This is a genomic window from Microbispora sp. NPDC049125, assembly GCF_040802045.1.
GTDB lineage: Bacteria > Actinomycetota > Actinomycetes > Streptosporangiales > Streptosporangiaceae > Microbispora.
The window spans coordinates 42,468-61,081 of sequence record NZ_JBEZDW010000023.1 but is presented as its reverse complement, the minus strand read 5'-3'; the positions used below and the strand labels follow the sequence as shown (position 1 = coordinate 61,081).

The following is an 18,614-nucleotide window of genomic DNA, read 5'->3' as shown; positions in this document are numbered from 1 at the left end:
TATACGTTGGAAATGGCAGGGAGAACATCTCCTTGCCTTCGCTTTCGCCGCCCGGCCGGATGCCAGGCGTGCGGTTCTGTGCGATCGGCGCGTTCTACTCCCTCATCGACTCCGGCCCGCTCGGCGCCGCGGTGGTGCGGCGCACGATGAGGGCGGGCTGAATGGCCGGGTCCGGCGCGGGGTACATCGCACCTTTCGGCCGGTCGGCGTGCATGCGTGACAGCAACGCGGCCACGCAGCGGCGCCCGACCTCGCCGAAGTCCTGCCTGATCGTGGTCAGGGGAGGCACGAGGTACTCCGCCTCCGGGATGTCGTCGAAACCGACGACGCTGACGTCCTCCGGCACGCGGACTCCGCGCTCGGCGAAGGCGCGCAGCATGCCGAGCGCCAACTGGTCGCTGCCGGCGAAAACCGCTGTCACGTCGTTCCGCTCGGCGAGTTGCAGGCCCGCACGGTAGCCGGAACGGGCGCTCCAGCCGCCGCGGATCGGAGGCGGTGGGGCGATTCCGGCCTGCTCAAGGGTGGCGCGCCAGCCGTCGAGGCGTCCCTGCGCGTCCAGCGAGTCGTCGGACCCGGCGATGTGCCACACGGTGCGGTGTCCCAGCTCCAGCAGATGGGTGACCGCGAGCCGGGCGCCGGTGAACTGATCCACCGAGATCGCCGGTATCGGCGTGCGGGTGTCCGGCGAGACCGCGACGGCGGGCATGCCCGGGGGCAGACGGTGCAGCGCCGCGGTGGCCGCGGTCTGCGGTGCGATGACGATCAGGCCGTCGACTGACTGGTCGGTCAGCCTTCCGCATGCCGCCAGCACGCCGTCATGGTCGGCGTGCTCCACCGCCGCGATGCTCACCCCGTAACCGGCGGCCCGGGCGGCGCGTTCGATACCCAGCATCGTCGCGGCCGGCCCGTACAGGTCCGTGTTGAAGCCGATCACGCCGACGACCCGTGAACGACCCCCCGCCAGGCCGCGCGCCAGCGCGTTGGGGTGGTAGTCGAGCTGGCGGACCGCCGCCAGCACCCGTTGCCGGGTGAGGGCGCTCACGTGCGGGTGTTCGTTGAGCACCCGGGACACCGTCTGGGATGACACACCGGCCAACCGGGCGACGTCGGTCATCACCGCCGCCCGGCCGTCTTCGCGAGCCGCCATGGCTGTTCTCCATTTCAACGCCCGGCGAGCGCGACCCGGCCCGCCGCTTCACAGCGTCGTAGTCGCGGGCCGTCCGGGCGCGCCGCCGCGCCGGACCGCCTGCCGGCGCCGCCTGCCGGCGCCACCTGCTTCACCACGACCGTCGTCGCCGGGGAGTTCACGTGCGGCGGCCCGGATCGGCCGGTACGGCGGTGGAGGCGCGCGGGACGAGACGGCAGGGAAGGGCCCGCAGACCGTGCACCGGATCGCCGTTCACGGCCGCCAGGAGTAGCTCGGCCGCCGTACGGCCGATTCCCTCCAGATCCATGTCGACGCTGGTCAGCGCGGGCCGGCACCCCTGAACCATGACATCCCAGTTGTCGAAGCCGACCAGGGCGACGTCGCGGGGGATGTCCCGGCCGGCCTCGCGCAGCCCCTCCGCCATGCCACGGGCGATCTGATCGCTGCCGCAGAACACGGCGTCGATGCCGGCGCCGGTGGAAAGCAGGATTCCGGCGGCCTGGCGTCCCCACGCCTCGCTCCACTCGCCGTACAGGGTCATGGACGCGGGCTCGAACCCTTCCGCGGCCAGGGCCTCCGCTGCCGCGGTGGCGCGGACCGTCGCCGAGTGGTGATGTTCGGGCCCGGTGACGTGGACGATCCGGCGCCGGCCGATCGCGAGGAGGTGCTTCACGGCCCGCCGCGCACCGTCGGCCTCGTCCGGGACGACCGAGCAGTCCTGCGGGTCCGACGAGCTGGTGAACGCGTACACCGCCGGCACCGGGAGGTCCGGGCCGATCGGCGCGCGGGTCTCGGTACGCCGGCCGGTCACGATGATCCCGTCGACTTTCCGGCTGAGGAGGGTCCGGACGTAGTACCGCTCGCGAATAGGGTCGTCGCGGGCGTCGCACAGGAAGACCGACATCTGTCCCGCGCCGAGCGCGTCCTCGGCGCCGATCATCAGCGGGATGCTGAACCGGCCGATGCTGTCGGTCGTGATCATGCCGACGGTGTAGGTGCGCCCGCTGTGCAGGCTGCGCGCCGCCGCGTTGGCGACGAACCCGAGCTGCTCGGCGGCCTGCTGCACACGCAGGCGGGTCTCGGGGCGCAGGGTGCCGCGACCGTTGAGCGCCTTGGACACGGTTCCGGGGGAGACCCCGGCCAGTGTGGCCACCTCGTGGATCGTGGGTGGCCGGCCGACGTTGCCCAGTGTTTCCTCCGAGTTTTCCTAGCGGTGCACACGGCCCCGGTTAATGTGACTGTAACCAGCTCTTGACATGCACGCAAGATGTTGCTTAACGTCATGGCAATCGTTTTCCTGACTTTCCGAGGCTATCCCGGGGAAGCCCCTCCTCGGTCCAGGCCCATGCCACGGCGAAGGCAGGGAGACGAGGACCGCTGATCCGCATCCCGCCTCGCTGACCCCCCGTGCCAAGGGATCGCCATGACTTCTCCCAATGCCAGGCGCCGCCGTGTCCGGACCGCTGCCGCCGTCACGCTGTCGCCACGTTCCAGCCGGTGATCCTGAACGACAACCAGCAATGCCCCGTGACGCCGCCGCTCATCGTGGCTCGGCGGTACAAGGCCGCCGGTGTGACCGCCGGCGCCGTCGAGGACTGAGGAACCCCCCGCATGCCCCACTCTGTTTCGTACGGCCCCACGGTGCCCACCCCTCAGGCGATCTCCGTACTCAGGCCGCTGCCCACCCACGCGGTACGCCTCGGAACCGGCGGGCTGCTCGGTGACTGGCAGGACCGCAATGCCGCCGCCACCCTCCCGCACTGTGTCGGGCGACTCCACGCGTACGGCAACCTCGACAACCTCCGCCGCGTCACCGGCGACTTCGGCGGTCCCTTCGCCGGCTACTGGTTCGCCGACACCGACGTCTACAAGACGCTCGAGGCGGCCCTGTGGGAGCTCGCCCGCTCGGGCGGGTCGTCGGAGTTCGTCACCGGCACAGCCGAGCTGCTGGAGAAGGCCCAGGACCCCGACGGCTACCTGAACTCCTACTTCCAGGTCGACCATCGCGACCGCCAGTGGGCCGAACTGCCCTCCAGCCATGAGATGTACAGCGCGGGCCACCTCGTCCAGGCCGCAGTCGCCGCGGCGCGCGGCGACGCGCACGCCCCGGCGGCCCAGCAGATCCTCGCTGTGGCGCGTCGCTTCGCCGACCTGCTCGTCCGGCGGTTCGGCCCGGACGGCGTGGACGCGCTCGACGGGCACCCCGAGGTCGAGACCGCGCTGGTCGAGCTCTACCGGGTCACCGGCCACCGCCCCTACCTCGACCTCGCCGCGCGCTTCGTCGAGCTGCGCGGGCACGGCCTGCTCGGCCCGGACAGCCGGTTCCGGCAGCGCCACTACTACCAGGACCATCAGCCGGTCCGCGACGCCGACGAGGCCACGGGCCACGTCGTCCGCCAGGTGTACCTGGCGGCGGGCGCCGTGGACGTGGCCGTCGAGACCGGTGACACCGCACTGCTGCGCGCCACGGAGAGGCTCTGGGAGTCGGCGATCTCAGCCAAGACCTACCTGACCGGCGGGCAGGGCTCACGGCACCGTGACGAGGCCTTCGGCGACCCGTACGAGCTCCCGCCTGACCGCTCCTACGCCGAGACCTGCGCGGCCATCGGCGGCTTCCACTGGGCGTGGCGGCTGTTGCTGGCCACCGGCCGGTCCCGCTACGCCGACGAGATGGAACGGCTCCTCTACAACGGCATCGCCGTCAGCACCGCCATCCACGGCACCGCCTTCTTCTACTCCAACCCGCTGCAGCTGCGCACCGGCCACAACGGATCCGGCGAGGACGCGCCCGCGCAGCGGCTGCCGTGGTACTCCTGCGCGTGCTGCCCGCCCAACCTCGCCCGGCTGATGGCGTCGCTGCACACCTACACGGCCACCGGAGGATCGGACGGCCTGCAGGTGCATCTGTACGCCTCGGGCACGGTCACCGCCGGCGGGCACACCGTCGACGTCACCACCGCCTACCCATGGGACGAGACCGTCGCCATCACGGTCACCGAGACCACGCAGGCGCCGTGGACCCTGACCCTGCGGGTGCCCGCCTGGTGCACGGACGCCCGGTTGACACTGAACGGGGCGCCGGCCGGCGTCACCTCCCCTCACCAGGGCTACCTCGATCTGACCCGCACCTGGCAGCCGGGCGACCAGGTCCAACTCGTCCTGACCATGCCGCCGCGGCTGGTCACCGCCCATCACCGCGTCGACGCGGTACGCGGCAGCGTCGCACTCATGCGTGGCCCGCTCGTGTACTGCCTGGAACAGGCCGACCTGCCCCGCAGCCTGAGCGGCAACGTGCTCGAAGATCTGGAACTGGACCCCGGCAGGCCGATCGACGTCGTCACCGGCGCCCACCCGATCGCGCCGGTGACGCTGCTGACCCCGGTGCACGTGCGATCCGGCCCGGACGACGAGCTGTACAGGCCGCTCGCTCCAGACGCCCTCGCGCCACCACCGACGACGTCGCCGGCCGCGGTCCCGGCGATTCCCTACTTCCTGTGGGCCAACCGGTCCGCCGGAGCAATGCGGGTCTGGATCCCGCTCGCACCCCAGAAGCGGTGACCGGGCGGCGGACCGTCCGTCGCCTCACGCCCCCACGCACAGGGCGCTCCGGGACAGCTCGCCACTGTCCCCGTCCTGGCGGAGAACCGGCATGTCCCCACGACAGACCGACGCCGTCTGCCGGGCCCCTGGCTGTTAACGCTGACAAGCCGGGCTGACCCATGCCCAGCCGACTCTGCGGTCCTCCGGGGCGACGCACGTCCCGGGAGTGTGAACGCCCGCTTCGCTCACCGAACACAAAGGAGTTTTCACGCATGTCCCGAACAGCATCAGCCAGGGAAAGGGCAGCAGCCCTTCGCCCGGGCATGAACCGGCTCCGGGGCCGCTCCCGCCGCACAGCGGCCGTGATCGCCGCGCTGACGATCACGGCCACGGGAACCGCCCTCGTCGCTCCGCCCGCGTCCGCCGCCCCCGCATCCACGCTCGTTGTGAGCGCCGACAAGCCCTTCCGCCCGGTCTCGTACGTCGCGACGGGGTCCCTGTACGGCCTCGCCGACGACTCGACCCCCTCCGACGCCCTCGTCAAGGCCATCAAGCCGAACACGTTCGTTCAGATGGCCGTGGGGGGCAAGCAGCAGGCGAAGGGCGACGTGCTGGTGGTCGCCGGCAAGGCGGCAAGGGCGGGCGCGAAGGTCGTCAACCGCCTCTCGGACTACTACGCGGGCTGGCCGTACAAGTTCAGCTGGGACACCTGGCCGGGCGTGGTGGAGCAGCAGGTCAAGGCCGTCCAGGCGTCCGGAGCGACGAACATGGCGGCATGGGAGCTGTGGAACGAGTCGGACAACACGTGGCTCGCGTCCAACGGCACCTACGAGGACTTCTGGACGAAGACCTTCCGTCAGGTGCGATCGCTCGACCCCACCACGCCGATCCAGGGCCCGAGCTTCTCCGACAACATCAACGACATGGAGAACTTCCTGGAGAACGCCGTCGCGACCGACACGGTCCCCGACATCATCTCCTGGCACGAGCTGATCAACTCGGGCAAGATCGTGGGTGACCTCGACAAGGTCGACGCCATCATGAAGAAGCTCGGCATCAGCCCCCGCCCGATCTCGATCGAGGAGTACGCGGCGCCCTCCGAGGTCGGCATCCCGGGCTCCCTGGTCGGGTACATCGCGAAGTTCGAGCGATACGGCATCCACGACGCGGAGCTCGCGTTCTGGAACGGCTACGGCGCGCTCGGCGACCTGCTGACCGGCACCGGCGGGAGCCCCAACGGCGCCTACTGGCTCTACAAGTGGTACGCCGACATGAGCGGGGACATGGTCGCGACCACCCCGCCCAGCGCCACGACCGGCCTCGACGGCGCCGCCGCCGTGCCCGCCGACAAGAAGCAGGTCAGCGTGATCTTCGGTGGCGGCAGCGGCTCCACCGCCGTCCGGGTCGACGGACTGGACAAGCTCGACCTGGGCGGCACCGTCCACGCCAAGCTCGAGTACACCCCGTCGTACGGGCGGACCAACCCCGTCGCCGGCCCGATCACCATCTCCGACACCGTCTACCAGGTGACCGACGGCTCCATCAGCGTGCCGGTGGCGATGAACTCCGCCAACGCCTACCACCTGGTGATCAGCGGCGCCGGCACGGCGACCGCCCTTGAGAACACCTACCGGATCACCAACCTCAACAGCGGGCTCGCGCTCGCCGGCCAGGGCGCGGGGACTTCGGGAACGCTCGTCGAACAGGCCGCGGTCTCCGATGCGGCCACCCAGAGATGGACGCTGGTCTCCAGCCGCCCGGATCTGTACAAGGTGGTCAACGCGGCCGGTGACCTGGTGCTCGGGGTGAAGGACGCCGCGTCCGGCAACGGCGCGTCCGCGGTGGTGGAGACCGACACCGGCGCCGACTCCCAGCTCTGGCAGATCGTGCCGGACGGGAAGGGCCACCACAAGCTCGTGAACTACGACAACGGCCTGGTGCTGGGCGTCGAAGGCATGAGCAAGGAGCCGGGCGCCCAGGTCGTCCAGTGGAACGACACCACCGTCACGTCGTCCGGCACCGGCGGCACCCGGGTCGCCGGCAAGCTCGGCAAGGCCCTCGCGCTGTCCGGCAGCAACCAGTACGTCAACGTCCCGCGGGGCGTGGTGAGCGGCGTCACGGGCGACTTCACGATCTCGGCGTGGGTCAACCCGGCCAAGAACTCGACGTGGTCGCGCCTGTTCGACTTCGGCACCGGCACGTCGAACTACATGTTCCTCACGGTCAACAGGGGCACGGGGCTCAGGTTCGCCATCACGACCAGTGGTGGCGGCGGCGAGCAGCAGATCAGCTCCGCCTCGACGCTCCCGCTGAACACCTGGTCGCTGGTGACGGTGACCGTGTCCGGCACCACCGGCACCCTCTACGTCAACGGCCAGGTCGCGGGCACCAACGCCAACCTCACGCTGCGTCCGTCCAGTCTCGGCAACACGACCCAGAACTGGATCGGCCGCTCCGAGTACTCGGGCGACCCCTACCTGGCCGCCGCGGTGGACGACTTCAACGTGTACGGCCGCGCGCTGACCGCGGCCGAGGTGTCCGCCCTCGCGGGCGGAGATGCCGGCGCGGGCGACGTCCTGCGCTACACCTTCGACGAGAGCTCCGGAGCGGCGGTCGCCGACTCGTCCGGCAACGGACGCAACGCGACCGTCGTCGCGAGCCCGGCGCCCGCGTCCGGCGACGCCTCCATCGCGGACCACTTCTGGACCCTGACCCCCTACCTGGCCATCACGGGCGTCTCCGTCGAGGACGGCGCCAAGGTCTCCGGCACGCCGACCATCACCGTCGACCTCGGCGGCGCGGCGTCCGACGTGTCCTACACCTACATCGAGCTCAACCGCGGCGGCGTCTGGCTGACCGACAACACCAAGGCGCCCGGCAGCCACAACGACGGTCTCCACCCCAACCTCGTCGTGGACACCACCGCGTACCCGAACGGCGCCTACCAGCTCAAGATCGACGCGGTCGGCACGAACGGGCTGACCACCGAGCGGACCGTCTCCATCCAGATCGACAACCCTCCGGCGTGGGCCGCCACCAAGGTCTACAACACCGGTGACCAGGCGTCCTACCACGGGTCCGTGTGGCGCGCCCTGTGGTGGACGCAGAACCAGGCCCCCGGCGACCCGTACGGGGCATGGGAGCAGATCGTGACCACGGCGGACGGCTCCGCGGTGTGGACCCCGTCACGGATCTTCGTCGCCGGCGACCGGGCGGAATACCAGGGCGTCGTCTACCAGGCGCAATGGTGGACTCGCAACCAGACACCAGGTGCCGCCAACGGCCCCTGGAAGCGAGTCTGATGACTCCGGCCGGCTGACATGGCGGGCCGGGCGTCCATCGGGCGCCCGGCCCGCCGCTCGTCCATCACGGCATTCTCAGCCCGAGGCGGTCGTCACGGCGGGATCTCGACGTAACCGTCGCTTCCGTGTACGCGGATCCGCTGTCCGTCGGGGATCAGCCGGGTGGCGTCCACCACACTGACGACAGCCGGCAGGCCGTCCTTCACCGACGGCGGCACCGGGCTACGCGACGGACTCGGCATCGCGGTGTCATTCGTCAGCCGACCCCCGGCCCGATCCCGCCGTCGCCCGTGATCAGATCTTGCGCCGCACCGACGACGAGGAACGGCCCGCCGGCGAACGGCCTTCACGCCAGAGCGCTGGGATGTCCGCCGGGCTTGCTCCTCGATGAGTGAGGAGTGTTGTCCGGCACACCCATAGCGGCGAGTTCGGCGCGGCCTTCCGCGGCGCGATGAGGGATGAGGAGCAACGTACAGGCGCGCTCGAACCGGGCGCCGATGCGTTCCCATCCGTCGACCGATTCGATGAGCGCGTCCTGGTCGTCGTGGAGGCGACCGCCGGCGCGGGCTATGCACGCGGTGGCCCAGTAGTTCTCCGTGGTCGCGGCCGTCGCGGCCGACAGCCGTTCGGCGGCGTCCGGGAGCCCGGCGAGCACAGCCAGTTCGGCGCCTGCGGCAAGCGCGTAGGCTTCGTAGCGTCCGCGGGGGAAATCGGCGGACGCTCGCCGCACCGTCGCCGCGGCGCCCTCGGGATCACGCAGCTCGATCGCCACCCGCGCGTCCACAAAGGCGCCGAACGAAGACAGCCGGACCTGGGCGGCGTGGGCCGCACCGGCGACCTCATCGATCCGCGAGCGCCACAACCGGAACCGCCCGACGTCGCCGCGTAGCCCGTATGCGAGGGCGACTGAGGCGACGGCGGGGGAGAGCCAGCCGGCAGCCGGACGGCCGAGCCGTTCCCAGCCGTCCCACATCCGGGTGGCGTTGCGCAGCGCCTGATCGAACTCCCCGATCAGTACGAACGTGGGGATCAGCCGGCTGGCTCCCAGATAGGGGTGGTCGCCGATGAGGTCGTCGTCCTGGATCAGCCTGGCGGCCGACAACGCCGCGCGAAGGTCGCCGACGGCGATCGCGTCGGTGGTCGCGACGTGGAGAGCGTCGATGATCTCGACTGCTGAGTGCGGGTCGTCGCGGTCCATCCTGGCGACGAGTTCCAGGCGTTGGCGAGTCAGGTGGTGGGCTTTGCGGCGATGGCCCGCGAGGGAAGCGGCGGTGCCGACGGCGTCGAGGCTGGCGCTGATGAGGACGGGGTCGCCTGTGGCCCGTGCGGCGGCCTCCGCGACGTCGGCCAGGGCGGGGTCGGGGTTGAACTTGTCCTCGTTGGCGATCCACGCCGCCGCGGCGGCGACGGCGGCCGCGACAACCGGTTGCCGTGGGTCCGCGACGGCGATCGCGTCGTCGAGCAGATGGCGCAGCTGATGGTGCGCGATGTCCTCAGGAAACGACGCCGGGAACCGGCCGGCCATCTCGACCGCGCGGGCGGTGGCGACGGCCTGGCCGTTCACGTCTCCCGCTGCCGCCGCGCGTTCGGCCGACGCCAGCAGCAGCCGGAACACCTGAAGCCCGGAAATGGTGTCCAGCGAGCACTCCGCCGCGCTGCGCAGGTCTCGGGCCGCGTCGAGGGGAGTCGGGGCGAGGTCAGCCGCGAGCTGATAGTGGGCCAACGACTCCGCCAGGAATCTCCGCGCATAACTGAGGTGTCCCAGGCTGCGCGCCAGCCGGTGCGCGACCGGTGCGCAACCCGCCGGTGCGTCGGCCACGGCCGCGCGCAGATCGTCCGCGACGGCATCGAACTGCGAGCGCCACTGACCGCCCAGACGCGCTTCCAGGTCGGCAGCCGCCGTCGCGGCCCAACGCAGGTGCCGTTCGCGCACGTCGGCTCGTTCGCCGCGTGCCTCGAGCTGATCGGCGGCGAACGCCCTTACCGTTTGCAGCATGCGCCACCGGCTCACGTCTCCACGTAAGTGGACGATCAGGCTCTTGTCGACCAGGTGGCCGAGGACATCGGCGACGGCGCCGTGGCTGAGGTCGCCGGCGACCGCCTGGGCCCCGGCGAGGTCGAACGGGCCGAGGAAGATGGACAGCCGGCGGAACAGCCGTTGCTCCTCTTCGGTGAGCAGCTGGTGGCTCCAGCCGATGACGGCGCCGAGGGAGCGGTGGCGCTCGTCGCCGCCGCGCCCGCCCGTCAGCAACCGCAGTGTGTCCTGCAGTCCCGCGGTCAGGCCGGTCGCGCCGAGCGAGGCGATCCGGGCGGCGGCGAGTTCGATCGCCAGCGGCATGCCGTCGAGCCGGGCGCAGATTTCCGTCACGGTCGCCGGATCGGCGGTGAACTCGGGATCGGCCGCCGCGGCCCGATCGCGGAAGAGCGCTTCGGCGTCGGACGCCAACGGCAGTGGCGCCACAGCCACCACCTGCTCGCCGGCCACCCCGAGGCGTTCGCGGCTGGTCGCGAGCAGCCGTAGTCCCGGACAGGCTGCCAGTATCCGTTCGGCGAAGCCGGCCACCGCATCGGGCAGGTGCTCGCAGTTGTCCAGAACCATGAGGATTCGTTCCCGGCCAAGGCGCTCGAAGACGACATCTTCGAGGGCCTCGCCGGGACGCTCGGTCGCCCCGCACGCCGCGGCAACGGCCTGAGCGACGAAACCGTCACGGACGGGGACGAGGTCGACGAACGCGCAGCCGGCCGGAAACGATGGTGCGGCGGCCTCCGCGATGACCGCGGCCAGGCGGGTCTTGCCGACACCGCCCGGGCCGAGGAGCGTGACCAGGCGTTTGTCGACCAGCGACCGGAGAACGGCGGCACGTTCGCGACCTCGCCCGATGAAGGTGGTCTCCGCCGGCGGCGGTCCGGCCGTCCGGCCGGTCGCCGACGCGGGTTCGACCCGCGCGGTCCTGGTCTGCTGGGCGAAAGTCACCAGGTCGCGGCGGGTCTTTGCGCCGAGTTTGCGTAGGAGTGACGAGACGTGGCTCTCCACTGTGCGCACGGAGAGGTGAAGGTTGCCCGCTATCTCGGCGTTCGGGAGCCGATCTGCGAGCGCGTCGAGGATCTCGGCTTCACGCCGGGTTATGCCCGTGGGATATGGCCTCTTCACGGGATCATCATGGCTGAACTCGTCCGGCGGCGGCACCGCGGCGCGCGCCGGGCGCGGACCCGCGTGCCGCGCCCTCCGCCCGGTGGCGTCGCGTACCTGAACCGTGCCCGGACCGGGACGGCCCGGCGGTGGTCGAGGTGGACCAGAGGTGGTGTCCGCCGGCGGCTCAGGCGGCGAAGAACTCGGCCAACGCAGGTGCTATCGCGGCCGCGTCGACGTTATGGGGCTGACCGGGCAGGGTGACGCGCCGCGCGTCGGGGACGACGTCCGCCACGGCACGCGCGGCAGCGGTGAGCCACGGCGTGGTCCCGCCGTCGAGGACCAGCGTCGGCACGGGCACCGCCGCGATGCGCTTCGCGGGCAGGGAGAAGTCGCCGGTGATCATCGCGTCGTAGATCAGGGTGTGCGCGACCGCCTCGTTGTCCTTCCAGAACGGCATGTCACGCATCGGGGCGACGAACTCGGCCGGCATGCCCACCGCTGTCGTGAGGAACAGTTCGACCATGTCGCCGCGACGGTCCTCGGCCAGCAGGTCGGCCAGCTGTCGCCGGTATGTCGCGGGCACCGGCGCTCGGCTGTCGTCCACGATGTACGGCGGCTCCCACACGGCCAGCCTGCCGACCGGCAGACCGCGGGCAGCCGCCTCCAGCGCGATCATGCCGCCACCGGACGTGCCGTACAGGCAGACCGGCTGGTCAGCCTCCGCGATCACCGCTTCGAGGTCTTCGAACTCCCGGTTGACCGCGTACGGTGCGGTGTCGCCGCTGTCACCGTGCCCGCGCCGGTCGTAGTTGTAGACGGTGAAGGTCGCGGCCAGCAACTCGACCAGCGCGTCGTTGGCGGACCGGTCGATCGGCCCCCCGCCCACGAGGACGAGCGCCGGGCCCTGTCCCACCCGGTCGAAGGCGATGCTGGTTCCGTCGGCTGAGATCGTCTTGTTCATGTGTGGTGCCTCCTTGGCATCGACCCGCTTGCCACAACCCTGAACCTCCACACGACCGCCGGCATCCGTGGTCACCACGGATATCGCCACGGACCTTCGGGGGGATCCGCGGGCGCGAAAGGTTCCGTGCTCGGCACGGATGTCCCAGGTGGAGCGCCGAGGCAGGCTCAAGGCGTACCCCGGATCACCCTGACGACGACCCCGGCCGACGATCGTCCCGGCCGGCATGGCGAACAGAACACAGGAGCATTCCATGACCCAGACCCATGCGGCCGCCCCGGCTCAGGCGGTCCGCCCCGCACCCTCGAACGGCACGCACGTCCTGCTGCGGTACGGCGCCCTGGCCGGTCCCCTGTACATCGCCGTCGCCACGGCCCAGGCGGTCCTCCGTGAGGGCTTCGACATTCGCCGGCACGCCGTCAGCCTGTTGAGCAACGGCGACCTCGGCTGGATCCAGATCACGAACTTCCTGCTCACCGGTGTGCTCACCATCGTCGCGGCGGCCGGTGTCCGCGGCGCCCTGCGCGGCCGGCCGGGCGGGACGTGGGCGCCGCGTCTGATCGCCTTGTACGGCGTGAGCCTCATCGGAGCCGCCGTCTTCAGGGCCGACCCCTCCTTCGGGTTCCCGGCCGGCACACCCGCCGGCCCTGGTCCGGTGAGCTGGCACGGCCTGTTGCACCTGCTCTGCGGCAGCATCGGCTTCGCCGGTTTCGTCGCCGCCTGCCTCGTCATCGCCCGCTACTTCGGCCGGACCGGCCGGCGGGGCTGGGCCGTCTCCAGCCGTGTCACCGGCATCTTCTTCCTCGCCGCCTTCATCGGGATCGCTTCCGGCGCCGGCAAGGCCCCGATCAACATCGCCTTCACCGTCGCGATCGGCCTCGGCTGGATCTGGCTGACCGCCGTCACCGTACTCCTGCGACGAGCCGGCGCCTGAGGGTCCGAACCCTCATCCGCGTCGCCCGGAAGCCGGTTGGTGCACGCCGGCTTCCGGGCTTTCGCGCGTCCCTGTCACGGTCCCGGTGCTGCTGACGCCGGGTCCTGCCCCGTGCCGTCCTGGCGCCGTTTGAGGCCGGCGGCAATTCCGTCGATGAGGATCCGCAGGCCGTCCTCGAAGGTCTCGTCGCTGTCGCCGCTGTCCCGGATGGCCGCCGCCAGTGTCGGGGTGGCCTGGAAGACGTCCGCGGGTTGATCACTGACCGGCTGCTTGTCTGCGGGTTCGTCAGGTTCGGCGCGGCGCCGCGGCAACGCTTGTTCGTCGAGGACGAATCCGTTGACGTAGCGGCTGAGTGTCCCGATCGCCCGCAGTGCCTGCGCCGCGGTGAACCCGTTCGCGACGAGGGCCGCGAGTTCCGCCTCGAATCTCAGGAGCAGGTCGGGCCCGGGGCGGGTGCCGGCCACCAGCCGGGCTCCGTCCCGATGCGACAGCAGGATCCGGCGTCGCTCCCGGCCTCGCCTCGTGAGCCAGAGCTGCCAGGACTCGCCTGGGTGCGGCGGTCCGAAGTCCTGTCGCGCCTGCAACACCTGGGCCATCTCGTCGAGAAGTGCCTGCTTGTTCGGGAAATGCCAGTAGAGGGCCGGGTTCTGCACACCCAGGTCGGCGGCGAGCCGGCGCACCGTCACCCCCTCCAGGCCCACTTCGTTCAGCAGCTCCAGCGCCGCGTTGACGATGGTCGTTCGATCCACGAAGCCCTCCCGATCCCGCCCCATTGACGACTTAGCAACGCTAAGGCTACCGTGATGACACAGGCATTTAGCAACGCTAAGGAGACTCCATGTCGGACACCGATCACCGCGCGATCACCGCGAGGTACCTGCTGGCCGGCGGCCTGGCCGCCCCGCTCTTCGTCGTGGTGGCGCTCGTCGAGAGCGCCCTGCGTGCCGGCTACGTGTGGCAGGACCGGTTCGTCAGCGAACTCAGCCTCGGGGATTCGGGCTGGATCCAGGTCACCAACTTCCTCGTCACGGGAGTGTGCCTGCTGGCTTTCGCAGCGGGCCTCCGGCGAGTCCTGCCCACCGGCAAAGGGCGGCGAGCCGCGCCCGTCCTTGCCGCCGTATGCGGCGCGGGGCTCATAGTCGCCGGGCTGTTCACGATGGATCCGTCGCCCGGCTATCCCGTCGGCGGCACGGTGCCCGCGCACCCCACCGTGCACGGCCAGATTCACGGCTACGCGCCCTTCGCCGTCTTCCTCTCGCTCGCCGCGCTCAGTTTCGTCCTGGCTCGCCGGTTCGCGGGGGAGGCGGCGCCGCGAGTATGGATGTGGTACAGCATCGCCACCGGCATTCTCGTGCCGGCGACCTTCATGGCGGGCGCCGCGACGTACGACTTCGTCACCCAGACCGGCCATAACCACGGCGTGTGGCAGCGGATCAGTCTGGCCATCGGTTTCGCCTGGCTCGGCGTGCTGGCCGTGCGGCTCATGCGTGAGCACGCCGGCTCCCGGCGCGAAACCCCCTCGCCGGTCGCGGGCGGCGTGAAGCCGAACCGGTAGGCGAGGACCGGCAGGTGGCGACGCGCGCCGCGTGGCGTCGCCCGCGGCCGTTCGGGTCAGTGCCGGCTGAAGGGGCCCCACCGCTTGACGGCATAGGAGTCGGCACGCCGCTCGATCTCCAGGGCCGATCGGCCGCTGAAGTGCGCGGGCAGTACCAAGGCGGTGGTGTCGGCGGCCCAGTCGAGCAGGCCTCGCCGAGTGGCACGGGCCTGGGCCGGGTTCTCGCAGAAGCAGCTGTCATGGCCGTGGTGGTGCAGCTGCAACGGGGTGTGGATGATGTCGCCGGCGAACAGGGCCCGGTCGCCACCGGACTCCAGCTTGATCACGGAGTGGCCCGGCGTGTGCCCGGGTGCGGCCTCCAGGCGCAGGTTCCCGTCGATGGTGTGCGTGCCCTCCCACAGAAGTGCCTGTCCGGCGGCGTGCACCGGGGCGATGCTGTCCTCGAAGGCGTACTCGTTGACGCTGCCGGAGATGCCCGGGTTGTTGTCCGGGTTCCAGTGGTGGAAGTCGACGGCCGGCATCAGATAGGCGGCGTTCGGGAAGGTCGGCACCCACTGGCCGTCGACCAGGCGGGTGTTCCAGCCGACGTGGTCGAGGTGCAGGTGTGTGTTGACGACCAGGTCGACGTCTTCGGGCCGGACTCCGGCCGCGGCGAGCCGGTCGAGGTAGTCCAGCCGCTGCTGGTGCCAGGGCTCGACGGCGGGACGGTTCTTGTCGTTGCCGATGCCGGTGTCGATCAGGATGACGCGGCCCTCGCTGCGCAGCACCCAGGTTTGCATGGCGACGTGCACCATGTCGTCGTCGGCGCCGAGGTGGTCGGGAACGAGCAGGTCGCGGTGCTCTTGCCAGGCTTCGTCCGGCATGGTGGGGAAGAACGCCCGGGTGGGCATGATCGGGCCGTGTGTCTCCTCGACGCGGGTGACGGTGACGTCGCCGAGCTTGATCTCATGCATGGTGTGTGTGTCTCCAAAGGTCAGCGGCGCGGCAGGGTGGCCGGCGCGCCTGGGAAAGCAGGGGAGGGAGTCAGCCGGTCATTTCCGCGCCGGCGCGTCGGGCTGGTGGTCCTGGGCGGCGCTGGCCCGTCCGGCGGCCGCGCTGTGAACGAGCAGCGTCATCGCGGCGTGCGAGGGCGAACCGGGCTCAGTGGTGGCGACGACCACGGTTTGGTCGTCGGCGGTCCACAGCGTCTGCTGGGTCACCCGCATGGTGCCCACCAGCGGATGCCGCATCTCGTAGACCGCGTCGCCGCCGGCCTTGACCCGGTGGTCGGCCCACATGGCGGCGAACTCCGGGCTCTTGACCGTCAGCTCCCCGAGCAGCGCGGCCAGCAGCGGGTCGTCCGGGTGGCGCCCGGAGACCATCCGCAGGGTCGCCACCACGGCACGCGCCTTGGCGGCCCAGCCGGCGTACAGGTCACGTGTGTGTGCGTCCAGAAACACCAGTCGCGCCATGTTGGGCCGCTGCCGCGGTGCATCCGGACTGTCCGGGGCCAGATGACCCGCGTACAGGGCGTGTCCCGGCGTGTTCCAGGCCAGTACGTCGCCGCGCCGGCCGAGCACCACCACGGGCACGTCGCCCAGCGTCGCGATCAGCTGACGCGTCGCGGGGCTGACCCGTTCGGGCCCGGGCCGCCGCCCGGCGCCCCGGCGGCGGCCGCCGGAGGCCAGCTCGTGCAGGTGCCGGCGTTCCGCGTCGTCCAGCCGCAGCGCGCCGGCCAGCGCGTCCAGCACCTCGGGCGAGGCGTTGGACGCCTGGCCCTGCTCCAGCCGCGAGTAGTACGACGCGCTCACCCCGGCCAGCAGGGCCAGCTCCTCCCGGCGCAGCCCGGGGACCCGGCGCCGGTCGCCGTAGGTGGCGACCCCCACGTCCTCGGGCCGCAGCTGTGAGCGCCTGGTCTGCAGGAACTCGCCGAGCTGTCGTCTCGTGTCCATGGCTCACAGTATTCGTGGCCGGTTCGCGACCCAGCCACACCTTGCCAGGGATAGGCAGAACGACGCGGACCGCCGGCCGGACCCGTCGGCCACGAGCGGCTTCACGAACCGGTCGTGACCGAGGGGCGGGCGGGGGTGCGCGTCGGGGCGGCCAGGTACAGGCCGAGCACGATGAGACCGGTGCCGCTCATCGCGAGGATCGCCGCCAGGGTGAGAAGACCCGTGACGATGCCGCCGAGCGCCGGCACGATCGCGCCGGCCTCGACGTCGGCGCTGACGCCGGGCGAGCCGTCGGCGTTCATGAGGACGACCGTCCACTGGCCGGGCTCGGCGTTCCAGACGAGGGTGGCGCCGTCCGACTCGGCCGTCCAGAACGCCTGGCCGAGCGGCGCGGCGGGTGCCCGGGTCCCGGCGGACCGCGAGTAGTGCGGGCCGGCGCTCCGGTCGAGTCGCCGCACCTGGTCGTGGGCGACGTCCGCGAGGTAGGCGTCGGCCGCGGACGACGGGGCGACGCCGATGAAGAGGGGTTCGTCGCCGTGTGCGATGACGCGGACCCGGCCGAGGGAGTCGTGCAGGAAGCGCACGCCCTGCGCGGTCAGGGTCACGTCGTCTGATGTGATGGCGTACGCGTCGGTGGTGAGGCGCCCGGCGTTCACGGAGACGAAACCGTCGGGACCACGAGCGGCGTTGAGCGTGGCGGCACCGATCCCGGCGAACAGGGTGCCGATCGCGGCCAGCGCCAGGACGGAACCCGACAGGACGGCCGTGATCGCGCCGCCGGTCCAGCGGTTGGCGGGCGCGTGCGGCGACTCCACCGGCGGGGCGCCCTCGGTGGCCGGTTCGCGTTCGCCGGCGTCGAAGCGGAACGGCGGGTAGGCGTCGGTCATGAGGGCCGCGTACGCGGCGACGCGCAGTGCCCAGCGGTTCATGCCGAGCACCACGTCGAAGATGCCCCGCGGGTAGCGGCCGGTGAACAGCAGGGCGACGGCGGCGATGAGGACCAGGAGGCCGATGAGCCCGCCGAAGTCGAACTGCCAGGACGGGGCGTACCGGTCGCCGACGAGCACGCCGCCGCTGACGAACAGCGCGACGACCAGGTAGTGGGGCAGGGCCAGCAGCCACTTGACGAGCCACAGGCCGCGGCTCAGCGGGGTGTCGAGCCGGCCCTCCACACGTACGGGATGGTTCCGCACGATTCTCAACCTCCCGGCATCGGGAATCGGCTGCTTCCAGCGCACCACCTGGCGCGCCGCGTGCTAAGGCGGCGAACGGCCCGGCCCTGGTGGCGATCGGCCTCATGTCGTCCGGACCTTCGCCGCCCGCCGCGGGCCGTCCGGCCCTGATCCGGGCGCCTCCCCGGTGCGCAGACTGGACGTCTTCGGAGGTGAGAGCCATGACCGTCGTGGTCGTGCGGCTCACGGCGTCCCACGTCCCGTGGTGGTCGTGCCCGCCACGCGGCGCGATGAGGATCCGTCGACCCAGTGAGAGGAGATGAGCGCTCATGCGCGCGCTCGTCGTGTACGAATCGATGTTCGGCAACACCAGGACGATCGCCGAGGAGGTGGCGGCCGGGCTGAAGGCCCACATGCCCGTCGAGGTCGTGGAGGTCGGCGCCGCCACCGCCGATCTCGCGGACGACGTCGGCCTGCTCGTCGTGGGCGGGCCCACGCACGCGTTCGGCATGTCCCGGGCGAGCACCCGCAAGTCGGCGGCCGACCAGGCCGATGGCGTGCTGGTGTCACGTGGCGACGGCGTCAGGGAGTGGCTCGACGCGCTGCGCGTGAGCGCTCCCGTCGTGGCCGCGGCGTTCGACACGCGGGTCCGGGTGGCGTTCATGTCAGGGTCGGCCGCACGGAGGATGCACAAGATCCTGCGCCGGCGCCACCTGCGCATGGCGTGCCCGCCGGAGAGCTTCTACGTGACGGGGACCAAGGGCCCTCTGGAGGACGGCGAACGCGTGCGGGCTCGCGATTGGGCGAGCGCCCTCGCCGAGGCCGTCACATCCCAAGTCGCCTGACGGGCGAAGACCGGGCGTCACGTCCTTCACGCCGGCCGGCATCGTCGCGTGTCTGCCCGGCGATCGCCGGCCGAGCTCCGCGAGCGGGAGGACC

Annotated in this window: 14 protein-coding genes; 5 read left to right on the top strand and 9 right to left on the bottom strand. The window is 71.3% G+C overall.

Going from position 1 to position 18,614, the window contains the following annotated elements; all coding sequences use genetic code 11:
• Nucleotides 1-94: 94 nt before the first annotated feature.
• Together AB0B72_RS24870 and AB0B72_RS24865 are read right to left on the bottom strand one after the other, a co-directional pair.
• Nucleotides 95-1,147 (bottom strand): LacI family DNA-binding transcriptional regulator, encoded by a 1,053-nt coding sequence (locus AB0B72_RS24870; RefSeq protein ID WP_367741328.1) that lies wholly within the window; start codon nucleotides 1,145-1,147, stop codon nucleotides 95-97.
• Between the two features lie 157 nt (nucleotides 1,148-1,304).
• Nucleotides 1,305-2,300 carry a LacI family DNA-binding transcriptional regulator gene (locus AB0B72_RS24865; RefSeq protein WP_367741327.1) on the bottom strand — a complete coding sequence of 332 codons (996 nt, stop codon included), beginning with the start codon at nucleotides 2,298-2,300 and terminating at the stop codon, nucleotides 1,305-1,307.
• A gap of 458 nt (nucleotides 2,301-2,758) precedes the next feature.
• On the opposite strand from AB0B72_RS24865, the gene AB0B72_RS24860 reads away from it, so the two are divergent.
• Entirely contained in the window at nucleotides 2,759-4,705 is a 1,947-nt protein-coding gene (locus AB0B72_RS24860) for a glycoside hydrolase family 127 protein (protein ID WP_367741326.1), read from the top strand.
• Nucleotides 4,706-5,010: 305 nt separating this feature from the next.
• The gene (locus tag AB0B72_RS24855; protein WP_367741325.1) at nucleotides 5,011-7,989 is read left to right on the top strand and encodes a LamG-like jellyroll fold domain-containing protein; all 2,979 of its coding nucleotides are present in this window, start codon (nucleotides 5,011-5,013) and stop codon (nucleotides 7,987-7,989) included.
• 92 nt (nucleotides 7,990-8,081) lie between these two features.
• On the opposite strand, the gene AB0B72_RS24850 is transcribed toward AB0B72_RS24855, so the two are convergent.
• From AB0B72_RS24850 to AB0B72_RS24840, 3 genes are all read right to left on the bottom strand, one after another.
• A complete protein-coding gene (locus tag AB0B72_RS24850) occupies nucleotides 8,082-8,231 on the bottom strand; it encodes a hypothetical protein (RefSeq protein ID WP_367741323.1) in 150 nt (49 codons plus the stop codon).
• Nucleotides 8,232-8,335: 104 nt separating this feature from the next.
• Nucleotides 8,336-11,140 carry a LuxR C-terminal-related transcriptional regulator gene (locus AB0B72_RS24845; protein ID WP_367741321.1) on the bottom strand — a complete coding sequence of 935 codons (2,805 nt, stop codon included), beginning with the start codon at nucleotides 11,138-11,140 and terminating at the stop codon, nucleotides 8,336-8,338.
• A 166-nt stretch (nucleotides 11,141-11,306) separates the two neighbouring features.
• Complete coding sequence (locus tag AB0B72_RS24840; protein ID WP_367741320.1) at nucleotides 11,307-12,083, bottom strand: alpha/beta fold hydrolase; 777 nt, start codon at nucleotides 12,081-12,083, stop codon at nucleotides 11,307-11,309.
• Between the two features lie 253 nt (nucleotides 12,084-12,336).
• Here AB0B72_RS24840 and AB0B72_RS24835 point away from each other — a divergent pair, with 253 nt between their 5' ends.
• Nucleotides 12,337-13,017, top strand: coding sequence for a DUF998 domain-containing protein (locus AB0B72_RS24835; protein WP_367741319.1), 681 nt, complete (start codon nucleotides 12,337-12,339; stop codon nucleotides 13,015-13,017).
• Nucleotides 13,018-13,091: 74 nt separating this feature from the next.
• On the opposite strand, the gene AB0B72_RS24830 is transcribed toward AB0B72_RS24835, so the two are convergent.
• On the bottom strand, nucleotides 13,092-13,766 hold the full coding sequence (locus AB0B72_RS24830) for a TetR/AcrR family transcriptional regulator C-terminal domain-containing protein (RefSeq protein WP_367741318.1): 675 nt from the start codon (nucleotides 13,764-13,766) through the stop codon (nucleotides 13,092-13,094).
• Nucleotides 13,767-13,855: 89 nt separating this feature from the next.
• Here AB0B72_RS24830 and AB0B72_RS24825 point away from each other — a divergent pair, with 89 nt between their 5' ends.
• Nucleotides 13,856-14,572, top strand: coding sequence for a DUF998 domain-containing protein (locus AB0B72_RS24825; RefSeq protein WP_367741317.1), 717 nt, complete (start codon nucleotides 13,856-13,858; stop codon nucleotides 14,570-14,572).
• A gap of 56 nt (nucleotides 14,573-14,628) precedes the next feature.
• Here AB0B72_RS24825 and AB0B72_RS24820 read toward each other — a convergent pair whose 3' ends face one another.
• From AB0B72_RS24820 to AB0B72_RS24810, 3 genes are all read right to left on the bottom strand, one after another.
• A complete protein-coding gene (locus AB0B72_RS24820; protein ID WP_367741316.1) occupies nucleotides 14,629-15,525 on the bottom strand; it encodes an MBL fold metallo-hydrolase in 897 nt (298 codons plus the stop codon).
• A 78-nt stretch (nucleotides 15,526-15,603) separates the two neighbouring features.
• On the bottom strand, nucleotides 15,604-16,503 hold the full coding sequence (locus AB0B72_RS24815) for a helix-turn-helix domain-containing protein (RefSeq protein ID WP_367741315.1): 900 nt from the start codon (nucleotides 16,501-16,503) through the stop codon (nucleotides 15,604-15,606).
• Between the two features lie 101 nt (nucleotides 16,504-16,604).
• The gene (locus tag AB0B72_RS24810) at nucleotides 16,605-17,696 is read right to left on the bottom strand and encodes a DUF4389 domain-containing protein (RefSeq protein ID WP_367741314.1); all 1,092 of its coding nucleotides are present in this window, start codon (nucleotides 17,694-17,696) and stop codon (nucleotides 16,605-16,607) included.
• 308 nt (nucleotides 17,697-18,004) lie between these two features.
• Here AB0B72_RS24810 and AB0B72_RS24805 point away from each other — a divergent pair, with 308 nt between their 5' ends.
• Nucleotides 18,005-18,520 (top strand): flavodoxin family protein, encoded by a 516-nt coding sequence (locus AB0B72_RS24805; protein ID WP_367741313.1) that lies wholly within the window; start codon nucleotides 18,005-18,007, stop codon nucleotides 18,518-18,520.
• The last annotated feature ends 94 nt before the right edge of the window (nucleotides 18,521-18,614 follow it).

Excerpts from the sequence above, each read along its gene's own strand:
- AB0B72_RS24870 (WP_367741328.1), bottom strand. The coding sequence starts at position 1,147 with ATGGCGGCTCGCGAAGACGGCCGGGCGGCGGTGATGACCGACGTCGCC.
- AB0B72_RS24860 (WP_367741326.1), top strand. The coding sequence starts at position 2,759 with ATGCCCCACTCTGTTTCGTACGGCCCCACGGTGCCCACCCCTCAGGCG.
- AB0B72_RS24855 (WP_367741325.1), top strand. The coding sequence starts at position 5,011 with ATGAACCGGCTCCGGGGCCGCTCCCGCCGCACAGCGGCCGTGATCGCC.
- AB0B72_RS24850 (WP_367741323.1), bottom strand. The coding sequence starts at position 8,231 with ATGCCGAGTCCGTCGCGTAGCCCGGTGCCGCCGTCGGTGAAGGACGGC.
- AB0B72_RS24840 (WP_367741320.1), bottom strand. The coding sequence starts at position 12,083 with ATGAACAAGACGATCTCAGCCGACGGAACCAGCATCGCCTTCGACCGG.
- AB0B72_RS24835 (WP_367741319.1), top strand. The coding sequence starts at position 12,337 with ATGACCCAGACCCATGCGGCCGCCCCGGCTCAGGCGGTCCGCCCCGCA.
- AB0B72_RS24825 (WP_367741317.1), top strand. The coding sequence starts at position 13,856 with ATGTCGGACACCGATCACCGCGCGATCACCGCGAGGTACCTGCTGGCC.
- AB0B72_RS24820 (WP_367741316.1), bottom strand. The coding sequence starts at position 15,525 with ATGCATGAGATCAAGCTCGGCGACGTCACCGTCACCCGCGTCGAGGAG.
- AB0B72_RS24815 (WP_367741315.1), bottom strand. The coding sequence starts at position 16,503 with ATGGACACGAGACGACAGCTCGGCGAGTTCCTGCAGACCAGGCGCTCA.
- AB0B72_RS24805 (WP_367741313.1), top strand. The coding sequence starts at position 18,005 with ATGCGCGCGCTCGTCGTGTACGAATCGATGTTCGGCAACACCAGGACG.